At 58.4% G+C, this 17275-nt stretch carries 16 protein-coding genes; 4 read left to right on the forward strand and 12 right to left on the reverse strand.

Features of this window, described 5'->3' with window-relative positions; genetic code table 11:
- Nucleotides 1-328 precede the first annotated feature (328 nt).
- A complete protein-coding gene (locus N438_RS08855) occupies nucleotides 329-1537 on the reverse strand; it encodes a pyridoxal phosphate-dependent aminotransferase (protein WP_049010400.1) in 1209 nt (402 codons plus the stop codon).
- A 68-nt stretch (nucleotides 1538-1605) separates the two neighbouring features.
- Here N438_RS08855 and N438_RS08860 point away from each other — a divergent pair, with 68 nt between their 5' ends.
- Nucleotides 1606-2703 (forward strand): hypothetical protein, encoded by a 1098-nt coding sequence (locus N438_RS08860; protein ID WP_049010402.1) that lies wholly within the window; start codon nucleotides 1606-1608, stop codon nucleotides 2701-2703.
- Here the strand turns inward: N438_RS08860 and N438_RS08865 are convergent.
- The 7 genes from N438_RS08865 to N438_RS08895 are packed head-to-tail and all read right to left on the reverse strand — an operon-like array spanning nucleotide 2687 to nucleotide 9365.
- Nucleotides 2687-3610, reverse strand: coding sequence for a dihydrodipicolinate synthase family protein (locus N438_RS08865; RefSeq protein WP_023297410.1), 924 nt, complete (start codon nucleotides 3608-3610; stop codon nucleotides 2687-2689). The genes N438_RS08860 and N438_RS08865 overlap by 17 nt on opposite strands.
- 10 nt (nucleotides 3611-3620) lie before the next feature.
- Nucleotides 3621-4790 (reverse strand): Xaa-Pro peptidase family protein, encoded by a 1170-nt coding sequence (locus N438_RS08870; protein ID WP_023339964.1) that lies wholly within the window; start codon nucleotides 4788-4790, stop codon nucleotides 3621-3623.
- Complete coding sequence (locus N438_RS08875) at nucleotides 4777-5877, reverse strand: mandelate racemase/muconate lactonizing enzyme family protein (RefSeq protein WP_023297412.1); 1101 nt, start codon at nucleotides 5875-5877, stop codon at nucleotides 4777-4779. Before N438_RS08875 ends, N438_RS08870 begins: the two co-directional genes overlap by 14 nt.
- Nucleotides 5874-7049, reverse strand: a complete 1176-nt coding sequence (locus N438_RS08880) for a M20 family metallopeptidase (RefSeq protein WP_008807667.1) — start codon at nucleotides 7047-7049, stop codon at nucleotides 5874-5876. Before N438_RS08880 ends, N438_RS08875 begins: the two co-directional genes overlap by 4 nt.
- Before the next feature lie 13 nt (nucleotides 7050-7062).
- Nucleotides 7063-7803: an amino acid ABC transporter ATP-binding protein gene (locus N438_RS08885; protein ID WP_012968502.1), complete on the reverse strand. Its 741-nt coding sequence runs from the start codon at nucleotides 7801-7803 to the stop codon at nucleotides 7063-7065.
- Nucleotides 7800-8525 carry an amino acid ABC transporter permease gene (locus tag N438_RS08890; RefSeq protein WP_008807665.1) on the reverse strand — a complete coding sequence of 242 codons (726 nt, stop codon included), beginning with the start codon at nucleotides 8523-8525 and terminating at the stop codon, nucleotides 7800-7802. Before N438_RS08890 ends, N438_RS08885 begins: the two co-directional genes overlap by 4 nt.
- A gap of 27 nt (nucleotides 8526-8552) precedes the next feature.
- Complete coding sequence (locus N438_RS08895) at nucleotides 8553-9365, reverse strand: ABC transporter substrate-binding protein (protein WP_012968501.1); 813 nt, start codon at nucleotides 9363-9365, stop codon at nucleotides 8553-8555.
- 192 nt (nucleotides 9366-9557) lie between these two features.
- Between N438_RS08895 and N438_RS08900 the strand changes: the two genes are divergently transcribed.
- Together N438_RS08900 and N438_RS08905 are read left to right on the forward strand one after the other, a co-directional pair.
- Entirely contained in the window at nucleotides 9558-10454 is an 897-nt protein-coding gene (locus N438_RS08900) for a GntR family transcriptional regulator (protein ID WP_012542124.1), read from the forward strand.
- Nucleotides 10455-10505: 51 nt separating this feature from the next.
- Nucleotides 10506-11291, forward strand: a complete 786-nt coding sequence (locus tag N438_RS08905; RefSeq protein WP_012542123.1) for an SDR family oxidoreductase — start codon at nucleotides 10506-10508, stop codon at nucleotides 11289-11291.
- Between the two features lie 122 nt (nucleotides 11292-11413).
- On the opposite strand, the gene N438_RS08910 is transcribed toward N438_RS08905, so the two are convergent.
- Nucleotides 11414-12856, reverse strand: a complete 1443-nt coding sequence (locus tag N438_RS08910) for a DHA2 family efflux MFS transporter permease subunit (protein WP_023339967.1) — start codon at nucleotides 12854-12856, stop codon at nucleotides 11414-11416.
- 165 nt (nucleotides 12857-13021) lie between these two features.
- On the opposite strand from N438_RS08910, the gene N438_RS08915 reads away from it, so the two are divergent.
- Nucleotides 13022-13609 (forward strand): TetR/AcrR family transcriptional regulator C-terminal domain-containing protein, encoded by a 588-nt coding sequence (locus N438_RS08915; RefSeq protein ID WP_110242525.1) that lies wholly within the window; start codon nucleotides 13022-13024, stop codon nucleotides 13607-13609.
- Between the two features lie 142 nt (nucleotides 13610-13751).
- Here N438_RS08915 and N438_RS08920 read toward each other — a convergent pair whose 3' ends face one another.
- The 3 genes from N438_RS08920 to N438_RS08930 form a co-directional block, all read right to left on the reverse strand.
- Nucleotides 13752-14885 carry an NAD(P)/FAD-dependent oxidoreductase gene (locus N438_RS08920; protein ID WP_042948246.1) on the reverse strand — a complete coding sequence of 378 codons (1134 nt, stop codon included), beginning with the start codon at nucleotides 14883-14885 and terminating at the stop codon, nucleotides 13752-13754.
- 325 nt (nucleotides 14886-15210) lie between these two features.
- Nucleotides 15211-15555, reverse strand: coding sequence for an SLOG family protein (locus N438_RS08925; RefSeq protein ID WP_022065847.1), 345 nt, complete (start codon nucleotides 15553-15555; stop codon nucleotides 15211-15213).
- A gap of 65 nt (nucleotides 15556-15620) precedes the next feature.
- A complete protein-coding gene (locus tag N438_RS08930; protein WP_032739599.1) occupies nucleotides 15621-17273 on the reverse strand; it encodes a Na/Pi cotransporter family protein in 1653 nt (550 codons plus the stop codon).
- Nucleotides 17274-17275: the final 2 nt, after the last annotated feature.

Raw genomic sequence — 17275 nt, forward strand, 5'->3', positions numbered from 1 at the left:
TTGCACGTGTTCAACATTCGGGGATAGCTGTTAGCATTGTGTTTTTTATAGCATTAACAAAATAACGAAAATCTATTTTGTGGGTCTGGTATAAATTCAGCTGCAGGGAGGTTGCTTTATTATTAGCTATGCGCAGGATGCTATTCCTGCCGCGTGCGGTAGTGGCCGCAACGGTGGAGTGGAAAACCGGGAAAGAGAACGTCGCTATTACCCGGTGAGCTATCATGATGACAACGTGCTTATCGGCAAGGTAGGCGATAAGCACGGCATTTTTCAGACCGAGCGTGGTTTGCCGCCGCGTGGGTAGCCGCTGCGCCACCACACGCTTTTAACGCAATTGCGCGCAGGCGCCCGCTATCCGCTGGCAGGCTTGGGTTAGCAGGCCATCTTCTATCGCATACGCAATACGCAAATACCCCGGCATTCCAAACGCGGAGCCGTGTAAAACGGCCACCTGGGTTTGTTCTAATAGCCAGTTCGCCAGCGCGCTGTCGTTGCGAAGGATTTCGCCGCCAGGGGTCATCCGGCCCATGAGCGCCTGGCAGTTAGCAAACACATAGAATGCCCCCTGGGGAGCGGTGGCGCTCAGGCCATCGGTGGCGGCAATCATTCCCAGCACCTGCTGGCGGCGTTTATCTAACACGTTGAGCCAGCCGTCGAAGAAATTGGCTGAGTGGTTAAGCGCTGCGACCGCCGCAGCCTGCGAAATACTGCTGGGGTTGGAGGTGCTTTGTGATTGCAGGATCTGCATGGCGGCAATCAGCCATTGCGGCCCTCCCGCATAGCCCAGACGCCAGCCGGTCATGGCGTGGCTTTTGGACACACCGTTTACCGTCAGGGTACGTGAAACCATCTGCGGGGCGGCCTGGCCAAAAGTGGTAAAAGGGATATTGTCATAGCGCAGCGGCTCGTAAATATCGTCGGCCATCACCAGCACCTGTGGGTAATCCGCCAGCACCGCAGCCAGGGCACGCAGTTCCTGCTCGCTGTAAATCGCCCCCGTCGGGTTGCCCGGCGAGTTGAGGATCAGCCAGCGCGTTGATGGGGTGAGGGCGGCGGCCAGTTGTTCCGGCGTCAGCTTCCAGCCGTTTTGTTCATCACAGGGCACAATCACCGGTTCGCCATCGGCCAGAGAGACCATATCCGGATACGAGACCCAGTAGGGGGCGGGAATGATGACCTGCTGCCCGGCGTCGAGGGTGGCCAGAAAAGCATTGAAAATAAGCTGCTTGGCGCCACTGCCTGCGATGATCTCTTGCGGACGGTAATGCAACTGATTGTCGCGAGCGAACTTGGCGGCAATGGCCTCCTTTAACGCGGCGGTGCCGGAAACGGCGGTATACTTAGTCTGATGATGCACGATCGCTTCAATGCCCGCATAGCTGATATGGGCCGGGGTAGCAAAATCCAGTTCTCCTTCGCCCAGGTTGATAACCGGCTTGCCTGCGGCTTCCAGTGCCCGTACCTGGTCAGAAATGACCGCTGTCGGTGAAGGGCGTACAGATTGCATACGACGGGCGATTTGACTGTTATTCATAAATCCTCTTTTGTATCTAATGATTCAATTAATACAATTAGGTCCCCAACCTCAGCAGGAAACTCGCCGTGTCACCGATCTTTATTCTCGATAACACCTCTGCGCCCGCTCGCTACGGTATTACCGCCAGCCTGTGGGCTAATCGTCTTGGACTGCCTCTCTGGAGCCTTCGCCCCGACTTCGCCGGCGATGTTCCCGACAGCCATCAGCACGTCATTCGTGCCGGGTACTGCGTGACCAGCGGCCTCTGGCGCAGCGATACGCTGCATGAAGAGGTGCGCGATATCGCCAGCCTGCCTGAGTCAGATGCTGTCATTGTGCTGGCGTCCTCGCAGGCAGCGCTTATCGCCGACCTGCCGGGCCAACGGCTGTTCAGCGATGACCGCAACCAGCGCCTGACGCTCAGCGACGGGCAACATACGGTGTTAGACCTCACCGCCGATCGCTATGGTCGCTGGGATGCCGGGGAGCCATCCTCTGCCGGGACGTCCTTGCGCATCGCGCTGATTGGCCGTGAGTCAGACCACCGTCTGGTCTACCCCGCCACGCTTGGCTCACTGGGTGATGCCGCGGCGTCGCTGGGGCTGAAGCTGGAGGTCCATTTCTTCTCGCCGGTCAGTCTGTCCCCTGGGTTACACGACCTCCACGACGTCCAGGGCGTCGTGTTGCCAGGCGGTTCCTCGATGGCCGCCGTCAAGGGACAAATCCGCGTGGCGGAAGATACGCTTGCCCGCGGACAGCCCACGCTGGGGTTATGCCTGGGAATGCAGAGCATGATGACCGCAGTCGTGCGCCGACGTCCGGGTTGCGAATCAGCCATTCCCGCCGAAGTGGCTCCGGATGAGGCTCTGCACAGCTTTGTTCCCTTTGTCGATGGCCGTCATCGCTGCGGCGTATTCCCTTTTTCCTTCGGGTTGATCCCCGGTAATATCCGCGAAATGCACTACAACCATCGCTACTGCTTTAACACCGACTTATTACCGGCGCTGGATCGCAGCGGGGTCAGCGTCAGTGCGCAAACGGACGATATCGTGGAGGCCATCTCCCAGCCGGAACTGCCGTTCTGGCATGGTGTGCAGGGGCACCCGGAACTGATGTCCCGCCCGGATGCGCCCCATCCGCTGTTCGTCGCCTTTTTACGGGCGGCGCTTAACGCGCCAGCGTAACGCCGCTACGGCTGTCGCTGGCAAGCGCCGACATGACGTGAGTCAGCTCCGCCAGCGCCGCGTCGTCGATCGGTTTTAACGGTGCGCGTACGGTGCCGCCGTTAAAACCGCGCAGCGCCATCGCCGCTTTCACCAGCTGCGGCTGACCATGTTTGCGCGCCAGCGCGCGATACGCGTACCACAGCTGATGCAGATCGCGGGCCGTGGCAGCATCGCCCTGTTCCACGGCACGGAAGGTATTGATAATCAGCTCCGGCAGCGCGCCGCTGTTGGTGGTGCTGATGCCGTCGAATCCGGCCATCATTGGTCCGAGGAAGGCCAGATCGGAAGCGCAAAACAGGCGCAGACGCCCACGCAGACGGTTGGCAATCTGGTCGATGGCGGTGGGGTTGAGATCGCCCTGTTTGATGCCGACCACGTTGGGGATCTCTGCCAGTTGTTCCAGCAGCGCCGGGGAGAGGGTGATGCCGATGCCCGGCGCGTTGTACACCAGGATGCCGGTTTTGGATAAGGGAGCCATCTCTTTGAAGTAGCTGACGATCTGTTGGTCAGTAATTTCGCTGACAAAGGGCGCGGTCACCATCGGCAGGCCGCCCAGCTCGCTTGCCAGCAGCGTCAGCTCGCGGGCATCGCGCGGGTCGGCGCTGGCGCTGCACAGCATGACCGCCACGCGGTCATCCACACAGGCCATGACTTGATGAAACAGCTCACGGCGTTCTTCGACGGTCATCACCGGGAATTCACCGTAGGTGCCGCCAATCAGCAGACCGTCATAACCCAGACCAATCACGCGTTCAATATTTTCACGTAACGCCGGAAAGTCGATCGCGCCGCTGGCGGTGAACGGGGTGACGGTGATGTTGAAAATACCGCGCAGGCGTTCACGGCATTCATTGATATCTTTCATTTTTCTTTCCTTACAGCAGTGTGAGAGGGCGAGCCAGGGAACCCAACTGACGATATCCGGTTTCGGTCACCACCACGGTTTCACTGACGCCGACGGTAAATTGACCGTAGATCCGCAGAGCCGGTGGAATGTGGAAGGTCATTCCTGGCTGCAGCTCAGTGGTGACGCCACGATACAGACTGAGAATGCCGCCTTCGCCCCAGTCCGGCGCAAAGGCGATACCGATGGAGTAACCGGTGCGTTTTTTGAAGTTTTCGGTGAACCCGGCGCGATCAATCACCTTCTGGCAGGCCAGGTGCGGCGCTTCGCAGGTGGCGCCTGGACGAATGGCATCAAGAGAGGCCTGCAGGGCTTCCTGACACACTTTTTCCATTTCGATGGCGATAGCGGGCGGCCGCCCCAGCCAGGCGGAGCGCATCATCGCGGCGTGGTAGCGGTCGTGAGCCGCTGACATTTCCAGAAATACCGGGTCGTTATCCTGCATCACCCGACGACGCCATGTGCCATGCGGCACGCCGCTGCGTGGGCCGGTCGAGACCAGCGGTTCCATGCCGACATACTCGGAACCGGCGGCAATGGCGGCCCCCATCATCGCCGCGACCAGCGCGTTTTCGTCTGCGCCGCTGCGAATCGCCGCCATGCCCGCGCGCATGCCCGCGTCCACATAGCGCGCTGCGATGGCGATTTTTTCCACCTCCGCCGCCGATTTCACGGCGCGCAGCGGCTCGATGACGCCCGCGGTATCGGCAATGGTGCCGAGCCTGGCCTGCAGGGCTTCATACACGGCAACCGGCAGGAACCAACCGCGTTTGTCCAGCCCAATCCGTTTGTGGAGCCAGCCGCGCTGTTGCAGCATGCCCACCAGGAAATCCACCGGGTTATCGCCATCCTGGTAGATGGCGGCGTCAGAAATAAAGGTGTTGGCGATAAAGTTAAAGTATTCGAGCTGGCGAATCACAAACACCGGATCCCCTTCTACCGGCAGCAACAGCGCCTGGAAGGTGTAATAGCCCGGTGTTTGCTGACCGGTGAGCCAGAAAATGTTTTCCGGGCCGGTAACGATCATGACGTCCACGCCCGCGCGGCTTAAGCGTTCGCGGGTGCGTCGAATGCGTTGCGCATATTCATCAGCGCTAAAGGCGGACTCACTGCCCTGAATCACATTATTAACATCTTGCATGAGTAAACTCCTGGAGTAAGTGGGCCTGCGCGGCATTAAACTGCACGCCCAGACCGGGTGAGTCATTGACGGTGACCAGGCCATTGCGGTATTCCAGCCCGCTGACGGGATCATCCGTTAAGCCATCGGCGCCATACAGCTCGGCAAATGCCGGTTGCACGACACGACACAGCTGGAGCGCGGCGGCGGTGGCAGCATGGCCTTCATTCATCTGGCCAATCATGAATGGCACGTCGGCGAGTCGCAGCCGGTTGGCGGCGGCCAGCGTCGGCGCAAGGCCACCCAGTTTCACCAGTTTGAGATGCCCCCACAGCGCACCTTTGGCGGCGATCAGCCGGGTGATGGCGGCATCACTGTTGAGGCTTTCGTCGAGCATGATCGGGATGCCGTAGGCGTACAGCTCCGCAAGCTGGCTGTCGTTTGCCGGGCTTAACGGCTGTTCGATGTAGCTGAGCTTCAGCTCGCGCAGAGACGGGAATGCCGCGTGAGCCTGCGCCAGAGACCACTGGCCGTTCACGTCAATCGCCAGCGAAATCTGCTGGCCGAACCGCTGGCGCAGCCGTTGCAGACGGGCCAGGTCGGTAGCGAAATCCGCCACGCCTGTGCGCAACTTCAGCTGGGTGAAACCGCGAACGACATAGCGTTGCGCCTGCTCCAGCATCTGTCTCTCGCTGCCCCAGAACAGGGTCTGGTTGGTGTGCCACGCAGGCAGGCCATCCCGCGCCCCCAGCCAGGCGGCAACGCTTACCCCTTGCTGACGCGCCAGCAGGTCGTGCAAGGCCATATCCAGCACCATGCGCGATGGCGGCAGGAGCGTGCAGTCTTCGTCATCTAGCGCGGCGAGTCGCGCGGCGGGCGCCTGGCGCCAGTCCCAGCGGCGAAGTATCTGAAGCAGGTTGTTCAGCACCTGCTCTTCGCGGTAGCCATGCAGGTAGCGAATGTTGAGCCGCACTTCGCCAATCCCGGTCACCCCCTGGTCTTCCAGACGCAGCCAGAGCGTGTCGAGCGCCGTCACCGGACCAGAGGCAGCGGTATGCAGCGTCACATCGGCGTAATGCAGATCTCCCCGAAAGAGCTGCGCTTTCATAAACCGGGCTCCGGCGGCAGCATGGCGAGCGCAATATCGAGATAGAGGTAGGCCGCGGCGATAAATTCATCGACAGGGACAAATTCATCGGGTTTGTGAGCCACGGCCAGCGAACCGGGGCCAATCACGACGCCTTTTGCGCCCAGCGAACGGAAATGCACCAGGTCACATCCCCCCTGAAAACCAAACGGGCCGGGTTCGCTCTGCCCATGACGGCGACAGGCAGCAAGGCTTTGCTCGACAATGGCTTCGCGGCTGTCGGTTTGCGTCGCGCCGCCGGTAGTGGGCTGCCAGGCGATAATTTCGGCTTCCACACCTGCATGTGCGTATGCGTGGTCGAGCAGTTGCTGCAGTTCGGCTTTGACGACCTCTTCGTCTTCGCCCGGAACCATGCGACGGTCAAGCAGCAGCTCACAGCTGTCTGGCACCACGTTGTCCGCATGGCCGCCGTGGATGCGGGTTACCGTCAGGCTGGCGTTGCCGACCAGATCGTGGCAGCGGCAACGCACCTGCTGGTGGTGGGCTTCTTCAATCAACCCTAACAGGCGCGCTGACTGGTAAATCGCGTTAACCCCCAGCTCCGGCGTACCGGAATGCGCGGTGACGCCTTTAACCCGCACGCGAGGACGTAAGCTGCCTTTGTGGGCGGAGAAGGTGGCATTCGAGGTCGGCTCGCCAATCACCGCGAAATCAATCGCCGGTGGATTATCGCGGACGTAGAATTTCGCCCCTTCGCTGGCGACCTCTTCATCGGCGGTGAACACCCCCATCAATGTGCCGGACCACTGCTGACGGTTGGCAGCCAGCAGACGCAGGGCTTCAACCATCGCCACCAGCGGGCCTTTGGCATCGCAGGCGCCGCGTCCATACAGGCGTCCGTCACGCTCGGTGAGCGTGAAGGGATCGCTGGCCCAGCCGCTGCCCGCCGGAACGGTGTCAAGGTGGGTGTTAAAGGCGAAACACGGCCCCGGTCCATTGTTCAGGACGGCGATAACGTTGGTCCGCCCCGGTGCGTATTCGCTAAAGGAGAGATCGAACCCGGCGGTCAGCAGCCAGCCTTCCAGACATTCGGCGGCTTCGCGCTCATGGCCCGGTGGATTCTCCGTGTTGATGGCAACCAGCGTCGCTAAGTCCTTTTTCATACGAGCGCTGTCAACCTGATAACTGGACATAGGAACTCCGTGATTAATGTAATATTTGCGTCAGGAAGCGCTGCGCGCGGTCGCTGACATGGCCGGCGAAGAAATCGCTGGTGTTGGCGCGATCGATAATTTCGCCGTCTTCCATAAACAGAATCTTGTTAGCGGCCCGACGGGCGAAGCCCATTTCGTGAGTCACCACCATGCTGGTCATGCCTTCTGCGCTAAGCTCCGCCATGACTTCCAGCACTTCACGGATCATCTCCGGGTCGAGGGCGGAAGTGGGCTCGTCGTAGAGCATCAGCTCGGGCTTCATCGCCAGCGCCCGGGCAATCGCCACGCGCTGCTGCTGTCCGCCGGAGAGCTCGTCCGGAAAATGGTCTGCACGTTCGTTGATGCGCACTTTTGCCAGCAGGTTGTCCGCCAGTTTGCGGGCATCAATACGGTTCATTCCCAACACCGTCATCGGGGCCAGCATGATGTTTTCCGCTGCGGTCAGGTGCGAGAACAGCTCGTAGTTCTGGAACACCATGCCAATGCGCTGACGCAGTTTGTGCGCCGGCACATCGCCCCGGCTGATGTGCTGGCTGGCGAAGAACACATCGCCGCTGTCGGCGGGCGAGAGCATGTTGACGCAGCGTAGCAGGGTGGATTTTCCCGAGCCGGACGGGCCAATCAGCACCACGGTTTCTCCGCGTTGCACGGTCAGAGAGCAGTTTTTGAGTACGGTCTGGCGACCAAAAGTCTTATCAATGCCGATCATCTCCAGCAGCGGTTTCTCACTCATGGTTCCTCCCGGACGGTTTTCGGTAATTTAAACAGGCGAGTCAGCCGCTTCTGGCTTTTGCTGCGGCGCTGCCTGGGATCCAGCACGCGTTCCAGCCACGACTGGAAGATCATGAACAGGCTGGTGAGCAGCAGGTAATAGATGCCCGCAGCGCAAAGCGCTTCGAAGTAACGGAAGCTGGCGCTGGCGGCCTGGTTAGCGACCAGCAGCAGTTCCTGAACGGCGATAACCGAGACCAGCGCGCTCGATTTCAGCATGCTGATCATCTGGTTACCCATCGGCGGCAGAACGATGCGTGCGGCCTGAGGCAGAACGATTTTTCGCATGATCTGGCCGTGAGTCATCCCCAGCGCCATGCCGGCGGTGCGCTGGCCGCTTTTCACCGCCTGCAGGCCAGAGCGCAGAATTTCCGCCATGTAGGCGCCTTCATTGAGCGAAAGCGCCAGCACTGCACAGGTAAACGCGGAGAAGCGTAAGCCGAAGCCTGGCAGCACGTTGTAGACAAAGATTATCTGGAACAGCACCGGCGTCCCGCGAAACAGCCACAGGTAGAAAAAGGCCAGCCCTTTCCCGGCGCGAAACGGCGCTTCCTGCAACAGCGCCAACACCAGGCCCAGCACCACGCCACACAACAGTGAGCAGAGGGTAATCAGTAGCGTCATCCACGCACCCCGAATAAATTCGGGGGAGAGGAAGTACTGCCACATTAAATCGATCGACATAGCGTTCTCCGGTTAATGGCAAACGGGTTAGAAAAGGGCAACGGAGTCTGGGAAGTTCCACTTCTTAATCAGTTGCGTGTAGGTGCCATTTTTGACGAGTCTCTGCAGACCTTGCTCCAGCAGGGCCTGGGTTGCGGTATCGCCTTTACGCACGGCAAAGGCGATGTGAGTATTCGCTTCGAACTCAGCGCCAACCGCTTCGAACATGCCGGCTTTTTCGGTAAACAGGGCGACGGTGCCCGGCGTGGAGAGGAACTCGGCATCGGCACGTCCCTGGGCGACGGCCACGGCGGAATCGGTGGCGGCGGGGAACGTCATGACGTTGATGGCCGGTTTTTTGGCCTCCACGCAGCGCTGATTGTCTGCCCGCGCCTGGCTCTCTTCGATCCCGCCGAGCGTCACGGCGATGTTTTTGCCGCAGAGGCTCAGGTCACGTCCGGTGATGTTGGCCGGGTTACCTTTGCGGACCACCACGCGGCTGCCGATTTTCAGATAGGGTACGAAGTCAACCTGCTCGGCACGGGTCGGATTGACGTACATGGCGGAGTTGATGATATCCAGACGTTTACCCTGCAGCGCCGGAATAAGCCCTTTGAATTCCATCGGCATTGGCGCTGGCGTCAGTTGGATCTCTTTGCTTAGCGCGTTGATCAGGTCGATATCGAAGCCGGTAAGCTTGCCTGCTTTCACGTATTCAAAAGGCATGAACGTCGCTGCCGTTCCATAGGTCAGTTGACCCTTGGCGATGGTTTCCACCGCCGCATGGCTGACGAGCGGCAGGGCGGTCAGCGCGAACATCAAAGTACGCACATGGCGAAACAGAAAAGAATTGCTGGACATAGTCGTCTCCTGGCTAAGGTTTAAATTGAATTTAGTGAGTCAATAAATACAATTATGTGTGTGAAAAAAATGTCTCATTCTGGTGCGTGTTGCACGTTAACCGTGCACTCTCTGCTTTACTTTGCTGCGTTTTGTTGCTCGTGATATTGTATATATCGACCACAACAATGCATTTCAGGGAATCGTGAATTCATGCAGCCTGACTCCACTGCGAGCAGTCGCCGGATAGCCCGGCAAATACTCGACCTGATATCTGAAGCAAGATTCGATCCAGGTCATCATTTACGTGAGCAACATCTTGCCGATGCGTTGGGTGTTTCGCGTACGCCGGTACGTGCCGGGCTCAAGGAACTGACCCGAATGGGGGCGGTTGAAGCGCGGCCAAACCAGGGTTTTTTCCTCCTTAAACGCAGTAATGAGCTGGATCAGCTGGAGATTGAGCAGTCCAAGAGCAATGACCAGAAGTTGTACGAGCAACTGGTCCATGACCGCATTGCAGGTATCCTGCCGGAATCCTTTACCCAGACCGAAATCAGCCAGCGCTATGATGTTGATCGCGGCGTGCTGACCCGTACACTGGTGAAGCTATCGGAGGATGGCCTGATTGCCCGCAATGCAGGGCATGGCTGGCGCTTTCTGCAAACCCTGAACTCCGATATCGCTCTGCGCAATAGCTACGGTTTTCGCCTGATGATTGAACCGATGGCGTTGCTGACGCCCAACCTGCATGTTGACCGGCAGATGCTTAAACGTCTGCGCGCCCGGCATCTGAGACTCATCACCCACCCGGACATTACGCAGGTCCCGGCCAAAGAGATTTTCGAAACCGATGCGGCGTTTCATGAGTTGCTGGCAGAGGCCAGCGGCAACCTGTTTGTATTACAGGCTATTCAGCAGCAAAACCGGCTGCGCCGCCTGCTGGAATTTGGTAGCTATCACAATAAGCGTCGCGTAAAAGAGTGGTGCGAAGAGCACGTTGCCATCATTGATGCCCTGCGAGAGAACAAACAGGAACAGGCGGCAGAGTTGATGAGAAAACACCTGCAATACGCGTTTGACCAGGTCAATGTAAAAAGCCCACGCGTATAACTGGCATCACTATTGCACATAATGCTCCTGAAAATACAATCAGGAGCATTTATGAATTTGCAGATACAACAGCGTGTGGCACTGGTTTGCGGTGCGGGAAGTGGTCTTGGACAGGCTATCGCCTGCTCGCTGGCGCAGGAAGGCGTGAAGGTCGCCGTGACAGGCCGCAACAGAGAGAAGCTGGCGCAAACGGTGGAACGCATCACTCAGCTGGGCGGTACCGCCCGCGCCTGGCCGCTGGATTTTGCCGTCCCGGAACAGTTTGATACGGTCATCGCCGATATCCGCGAGCACTGGGGCGACATCGATATTCTGGTCAATAATTCCGGTGGCCCACCGCCCACGCTGGCACAGGGGACGGACGGCGCCGTCTGGCAACAGCAATTTTCAGTGATGGTCGCCTCGTTAATCCAGCTCACCGATAAACTACTGCCCGCCATGCGCAGCCGTGGCTGGGGACGCATTATTACCTCCACCTCGTCCGGTGTGATTGCCCCGATTCCGGGTCTCGCCCTGTCGAATGCGCTGCGCATGAGCTTACTCGGCTGGTCGAAAACCCTTGCCGCTGAAGTGGCGGCCGACGGCGTCACGGTGAATGTGATGGTGCCTGGGCGCATTGCTACCGACCGGGTGGGGCAGCTGGATGCTATCAAGGCGAAACGGGAACATTCCACTGCGGAAGCGGTCGCGGAGAAGAGTCGTCTGAGCATTCCGGCGGGACGTTATGGCCACCCCCATGAGTACGGCGCTACCGCTGCCTTTTTGGCAAGCCAGCCTGCCAGCTACATTACCGGGGCGGTGATCCGGGTCGATGGCGGATTGATTGGTTCGGTTTAGTGGGGAGTCGCGTGCAATGCCAGTCGCTGGTGTCGTTGACTGGCATTCACGCCTCTCTCGCGCTCATTCAGAATGAGGTGTTAACTATTGCGTACCGGGTGCGGGACAGGACGCCAGACCGGTTATCTTGTTTCTTCCCGCGTTGATGATCCCTGATGGTTCACCATGAAAAGTGCTGAAAGGGTGAGCAGTATGGCGCCGCTGATCAGTATCCACCCGGCGTGCTGAAAGGCGGCTAAGCTACCCTGCGTATGCGCCAGTCTGACGTAGCACGCCGTCACCAGGGCCGCGCCAGCCATCGCGCCAACACGCTGCAGGATGTTGAGAATCGGTGCTGCATCAGAAACATGACGGGTACCCGCCATCGCCAGGCCTGCCGCCATCGCCGGCACTGTCGCAAGGGCTAAACCGAACCCTCTGATAGCGAGTGCGCTACCGACCAGGAGGTAGCTACTGCCTCCATCAATCATGGCCAGCGGCCATGTCGCTAACACCGAGATCAAGCCGCCAACGATCAGCACCACGCGAGGACCCAGCCGGTCTGAGAAATAACCGGCGACCGGGAATCCTGTGGCAGAACCGATTAACTGCGGGGTAAGGAGCAAACCCACATCAGCCAGTGCTTCATGGCAAACATCGCGGAAATACAACGGGAGCAGGAACTGTCCACCAAAATTCACCGCACCTCCGATAGCCATCAGCAACGCCGATAATGTGAAGCCACGATGTTTGAAAAGGCTGAGATGAAGTAAAGGCGAGTCAATGCGAAAAGAGCGAAAGATAAACAAGCCGATAAACAGTGCGCCCACGCTGAGTAAGATAATGTTCCCGCTATTTTCACCACTATTCAGGCTGACGCCTTTAATACCCTCCATGAGCAGGGGAAGGCTACAAAGAATCAGTATTAACCCCATCCAGTCCAGGGAGAGCGGCTTATCATTTTTTATTGTCGGGCGAGGGAGTAATTTCCATCCCGCAAGCCAGGCACAGAGAGATAAGGGGACATTAATAAAAAACAAGACTCGCCATCCGCAGACCTGAAGCAGCACGGCCCCCAGAGACGTTCCCAGTAAGGGCGCAATGACGATAGCCACGCCTATCGTACCAATGATCCGCCCGAGGCGCTCACGACCGACCACCAGACCCAGGATCGTCTGCCCGGCCGGCACGAGTAACCCGCCTGCCAGACCTTGCATTATTCTGGCGGTGAGCAGCACCTCGATATTCGGGGATAACGCGCAAACTGCCGAGAAAACACCAAATAAAATAAGTGCATAGAGCCAAAGTTGGGTGGCGCCAAACCGTTTTACCGCCCATGCGCTAACCGGAACGCCTGCGGCCAGCGCCATGAGGTACGCGGTGGCTATCCACTGGATGGAGGCGTCCGTCACCCCAAGGCCGTTTGCCATGGTCGGAAGCGCAGCACTGAGCATGGTGGATGAGAGCATGGTAGCGAATGCACCAAGGGTGATGATGGCGGCTTGCATCCACAAAACCGGCGGGATGGCATTGATGGGGCCAGCATGGTTTGTTTTCTTTACCTGCGTATCTCGATTGATATTCATGGGATGACCTTTAGGTGCGATGCGTTAAAAATCTATCATTGATCAATTTTTCTATCAATGATAGATTTATTTTCATCAATGGCGCCGGTAGGCTCCTGGTCAGGAGAAGATCTCTTTTCATCTACCACGGGCTCGGTTGGATGCATTAACAACAGGATGAACACCATGGCTAAAATTCAGCGGGATCAGGTCATTAATGCTGCATTAGCACTCTTAGATGAAGTCGGGCTGGAAGCGATAACGACGCGAAAGCTGGCGCAAAAGCTGGGGGTAGAATCCGCAACGCTGTACTGGCATTTCAGGAACAAGGCCAGCTTACTGGAAGAGATGGCCGCAACTGTTTTGGCCAGGCACCATTCGCTTCCGCTGGCTGAAGACACGGCCGAGTGGGCAGACTGGCTGGCAAATAACGCGCGCAGTTTCCGCCGCGCGCTTCTCGCTCATCGGGATGGCGCACTGCTCCATGCGGGGACAACACCGGCGCGGGTAGGAGTGGAAACGTTCTACCCAAAGGTGGCTTACCTTATGCGGGCCGGCTTTTCTGAGGCCGAAGCCGCAATGATATTACTCACTATTAGCGAATATACCCTGGGATGCGTATTGGAGGAGCAGTCTCGTACAGACAGACATGATGATGAAAGATTGTCTACACCCTCAACAGAAATCAGTCGTATCGATGCGCTTACCCACCAACATCCGGATACGTGTTTTGAGTTCGGTCTGTCTTTGATCATGAAGGGGTTATTAAAATAACTCGTTCCAGATTTCAGCTATTGCGACAGCGTTTTAATGATTTTATATCCGGATCGTTATTCTCCGGACATCCTGAACGGTGACCTCCCGATGCCGGGAGGGTTATTTGTTCATGGCGCAAGAATCACCGCAGCGTCGGGGATCAGGATCCTGTTTTATACTGGTTAAAAAAATGCAACAACGCGCCGGGTGTCTCGTCCCCAAAGAGAATGCCTGCCATTGCCTGCGCGTCGTTGGCCGCACTTTCGACGCGGATAAACATCTGTTCTTCATAAGCGGACAGCGCGGCTTCAGGATTATCTGCATTGGCCGCAATCGCGAGTCCCAGCTCAGCGCCATCCTCTAACGCGAGATTAGCGCCTTCGCCGAACGGCAGCATAAGATGCGCGGCGTCGCCCAACAGCGTTACGCCTGCTGTTCGCGGCCATCGAAGTCCGGGAGGTAAAAAGTGAATAGGGCGCAATACGGGCTCACCATCACCCTCCGTAATCAATGTTTGCAGTGGATGCGCCCAGCCATCGAATTCATCGACTATGCGTTGCACGTCAACCTGTGCATTAGCGGACGTCACGTCAGCGAACCAGGCCTGGGGCTGGCACAGAGCAATGTAAACGTGGATCACGCCGCCAGGCTCCCGGTGCGCCATGATACCCTTGCCCGGCGAGAGCGCAAAAAATGAGCCGCGGCCTACTGCTTGCGCGCAAGCCAGATGATCAGTATCAACGTGACTAAGCCAGCGCTCGACATACGAAAATCCCGCATAGGCAGGGACAGCATCGGTGACCAGAGCGCGGACACGCGACCAGGCACCATCTGCGCCCACCACCAGGGAGACCCTGGTGGTGGCGCCATCCGTAAAGTACAAACTATGCGTGCCGTCATCATGGGGGACGATATCTGCCACTTTACGGCCCCATTGCACGGTGTCCGCAGGAAGCGACTCCAGCAGCAGCGTGCGAAGCGCGCCGCGAGAGACTTCTGGTCGGCCGCCCAAACCATCATCGAACTGCTCGAACAATACGTTGCCCGCTTTATCGAGTACGCGCGTGGATTGACCACCAGGAAGAATAAGGGCCCGGAAGGCATCGTACAGGCCTGCCGCTATCAGCGCCCGCTGGCCATTATGATCGTGGATATCCAGCAAGCCACCTTGTGGGCGGGCCTCGGGAGAGGCTTCAGCTTCGTAGACCACAGAGGAAATGCCGTGAACATGTAAAACACGTGCGAGCATGAGGCCGCCGAGTCCTGCTCCGACGATGGCAATGGATGAGGTCATTTTTTCGCTCCAGGTAAGGTATGGCGGGTGTCGTTGTCCGGCTGTTCCTGGTTTCGATACCGCACGAATAAGGGGAGTGGACGTGAAATCTCATCCCGGGGACCAACGGAAGCCTGAGGGTATGCTGAGCGGTATTGCCCATAATGTTCCCGGACAATTGGGGGCCGGGCCCCCCGCCTGACTCTCCTCTCTGCGCTCAGCTTACACTTAGACGAGTAAGGTTCTCTATATTGACCATTGCTGGTTAATCGTCAAGGCCGTCATTCAATACCCCTTCAGCGGACGCCTGCCTGTGGCCATGGTCACCGAACTTCACCCACTCAGGTTAAACGACGTCGATGACGCGGATCCCTCTGTGTTTCGCCATCTTTATGCACTCCGCCGTATCTTCTCCGCCAGGAAAAGCCAGCAGTACGTCAGGGCGGCTGTCTTCCAGCATAAACAAATTGCGCCTTGTCTCCGCATATTTTCCGTGCAGCGCCCAGTTTGCCGGGTAGCGGATCACGTGAACGTCGATCCCGCGCGCCCAGTTTTCTATCGCGCCGCCCAGCGCCTGGTGCCCTCCGTGAATCAACACGTTAATCGTCTGTGTACGGGCATAGAGATCCAGCACATGGGTGATGGTATGGGTGTCGGCATAAAACCGACCCGAGCAGATTAACACTCGCATTTTTTGTACCTTAACGTTGCTTGCCTTGAAAAGGATCTCGTCCGCGCGCTGGCGGTTATTGTTTTTTAAACATCCGGCGGCGTTTCAATAAACCGCAGCGAGGTATCGCCCAGGCGGTCAATGACCGGGTAGGCGACGGCGGCGATATGGTGATGCACGCGGCGGTAGTCCCGTAGCACCCGCTGGAAAATGTCGCCGGATTCCGCCCAGGCATTCTTGTCCTCCCGCAGTTTTTTGAAGTGCTCGCGGCTGGCGGAGGCCTCCAGCTGGCGGATGGTTTCTTTGCGCTGCACCAGCTGGTGGGCAGCAGACAAGTCTTCACGCAGGAATGCCGCTATTCCTAAGTTCAGGCTGGTGAGGAGCTCCGCATGCAGCAGGCGAATATGGTGTAATTCAAAGTCGTTAAAATGTTCTCCCCGGCGTGCGCGGCGCGTGGCCAACTGGGTCAGATTGCTGGAGAGAATGTCGCCCGCGTGCTCAACATTGATGATGAACATCAGGATCTCCTGGGCACGAGCGGCATCCGCATCATTCAGCCCGTCCTGACCAATGTCGGCGAGGTAGGCGCGAACCGCCGCGCTGAGCAGATCGACCGACTGCTCCAGCTGGCGGATGTCATCGGCAGCCTGTTTTTCCTGGGTCACAAACAGCACCAGCAGTCGGTCCAGCATGATGGTTAGCATGTCGGCGGCGCGCAGCGATTCGCGAACCGAATTGGACAGGCCGATATAAGCCACTTCCAGACCCGCATCGTCGAGATACATCGGCATACCCGGGTCGCCTACGCGCTCTTCTTCCGGAAACAGTCGCTCCAGGAAGCGAGCCATTGGCACGTTCAGGCCGATAAACAGCAGCGCGAGCGCCACGCTAAAGGCGGTATGAAACCACACCACCAGCTGCGGCGTGTTCAGCCCGGATTTACGGGCGATCGCCATCAGCAACGGCAGAAGCAGTAACGCCAGCGCGCAGCCGGACAGGCGGACCATCAGGTTGCCAACCGGCAGGCGGCGGGCCACCGCGGACCCGGCGTTTAACACCGGCGGTAACGCGCCGCCGATGTTGGCGCCAAGCACCAGCACCAGGGCCGTAGCCGGGGTCAGCGTGCCGGTACCGGCGAGGGAGGCGATCAGCAAAATCATCGCCACGCTGGAGTGGCACAGGAGCGTCAGGAGCGCCGCCACCAGCAGGGCAATGAAAATATCGCCCTGTAGCCCCTGCATCACGGCATGAAACACCGGCGTGACCTCAATGTCCTGCAGCGTGCCACCCAGTAAATGCAGCGCCAGCAGCATCAGGCCGAGGCCAATCAGGGCGCAGCCCACGCTTTCAAAGCTGGAATGGTCGCGTAGCTTGAAAACCACAAACCCGGCCAGCAGAAGCAGCGGAATGGCGATTTCCATGTTAAAGCTCATCAGCTGGACCACCAGCGTGGAGCCGATGTTGGCGCCGAGCATCACCGCAAGCGCGGGGGCAAGGCTTAGCGTACCTGCGGCGGTAAATGACGTCGCCATCATACTGACCGCCGTGCTGCTTTGCAGAATGCCGGTAATGCCAATGCCGGAGAGCAGGGCGGTCCAGCGGTTAGTGAGGTGGCGTCCCATCCAGTTGCGCAGCGGCGTGCCGAAGCCGCGCTGCAGCGCCGTTGAAATCATATGGCTGCCCCAGAGCAGCAATGCGATGGCGCCAGCCAGGTGAATTAACAGAGTGGTTCCGGACATTA

Origin of the sequence: Klebsiella sp. GL120222-02, from assembly GCF_003097195.1 — a bacterium.
Taxonomy (GTDB): Bacteria; Pseudomonadota; Gammaproteobacteria; order Enterobacterales; family Enterobacteriaceae; genus Klebsiella; species Klebsiella variicola.

What these genes read in the sequence shown, in the direction of transcription:
- N438_RS08905 (WP_012542123.1), top strand. Translation starts at nt 10,506, where the DNA reads ATGAATTTGCAGATACAACAGCGTGTGGCACTGGTTTGCGGTGCGGGA.
- N438_RS08930 (WP_032739599.1), bottom strand. Translation starts at nt 17,273, where the DNA reads ATGTCCGGAACCACTCTGTTAATTCACCTGGCTGGCGCCATCGCATTG.
- N438_RS08855 (WP_049010400.1), bottom strand. Translation starts at nt 1,537, where the DNA reads ATGAATAACAGTCAAATCGCCCGTCGTATGCAATCTGTACGCCCTTCA.
- N438_RS08885 (WP_012968502.1), bottom strand. Translation starts at nt 7,803, where the DNA reads ATGAGTGAGAAACCGCTGCTGGAGATGATCGGCATTGATAAGACTTTT.
- N438_RS08880 (WP_008807667.1), bottom strand. Translation starts at nt 7,049, where the DNA reads ATGTCCAGTTATCAGGTTGACAGCGCTCGTATGAAAAAGGACTTAGCG.
- N438_RS08910 (WP_023339967.1), bottom strand. Translation starts at nt 12,856, where the DNA reads ATGAATATCAATCGAGATACGCAGGTAAAGAAAACAAACCATGCTGGC.
- N438_RS08890 (WP_008807665.1), bottom strand. Translation starts at nt 8,525, where the DNA reads ATGTCGATCGATTTAATGTGGCAGTACTTCCTCTCCCCCGAATTTATT.
- N438_RS08915 (WP_110242525.1), top strand. Translation starts at nt 13,022, where the DNA reads ATGGCTAAAATTCAGCGGGATCAGGTCATTAATGCTGCATTAGCACTC.
- N438_RS08920 (WP_042948246.1), bottom strand. Translation starts at nt 14,885, where the DNA reads ATGACCTCATCCATTGCCATCGTCGGAGCAGGACTCGGCGGCCTCATG.
- N438_RS08900 (WP_012542124.1), top strand. Translation starts at nt 9,558, where the DNA reads ATGCAGCCTGACTCCACTGCGAGCAGTCGCCGGATAGCCCGGCAAATA.
- N438_RS08865 (WP_023297410.1), bottom strand. Translation starts at nt 3,610, where the DNA reads ATGAAAGATATCAATGAATGCCGTGAACGCCTGCGCGGTATTTTCAAC.
- N438_RS08870 (WP_023339964.1), bottom strand. Translation starts at nt 4,790, where the DNA reads ATGCAAGATGTTAATAATGTGATTCAGGGCAGTGAGTCCGCCTTTAGC.
- N438_RS08895 (WP_012968501.1), bottom strand. Translation starts at nt 9,365, where the DNA reads ATGTCCAGCAATTCTTTTCTGTTTCGCCATGTGCGTACTTTGATGTTC.
- N438_RS08875 (WP_023297412.1), bottom strand. Translation starts at nt 5,877, where the DNA reads ATGAAAGCGCAGCTCTTTCGGGGAGATCTGCATTACGCCGATGTGACG.
- N438_RS08925 (WP_022065847.1), bottom strand. Translation starts at nt 15,555, where the DNA reads ATGCGAGTGTTAATCTGCTCGGGTCGGTTTTATGCCGACACCCATACC.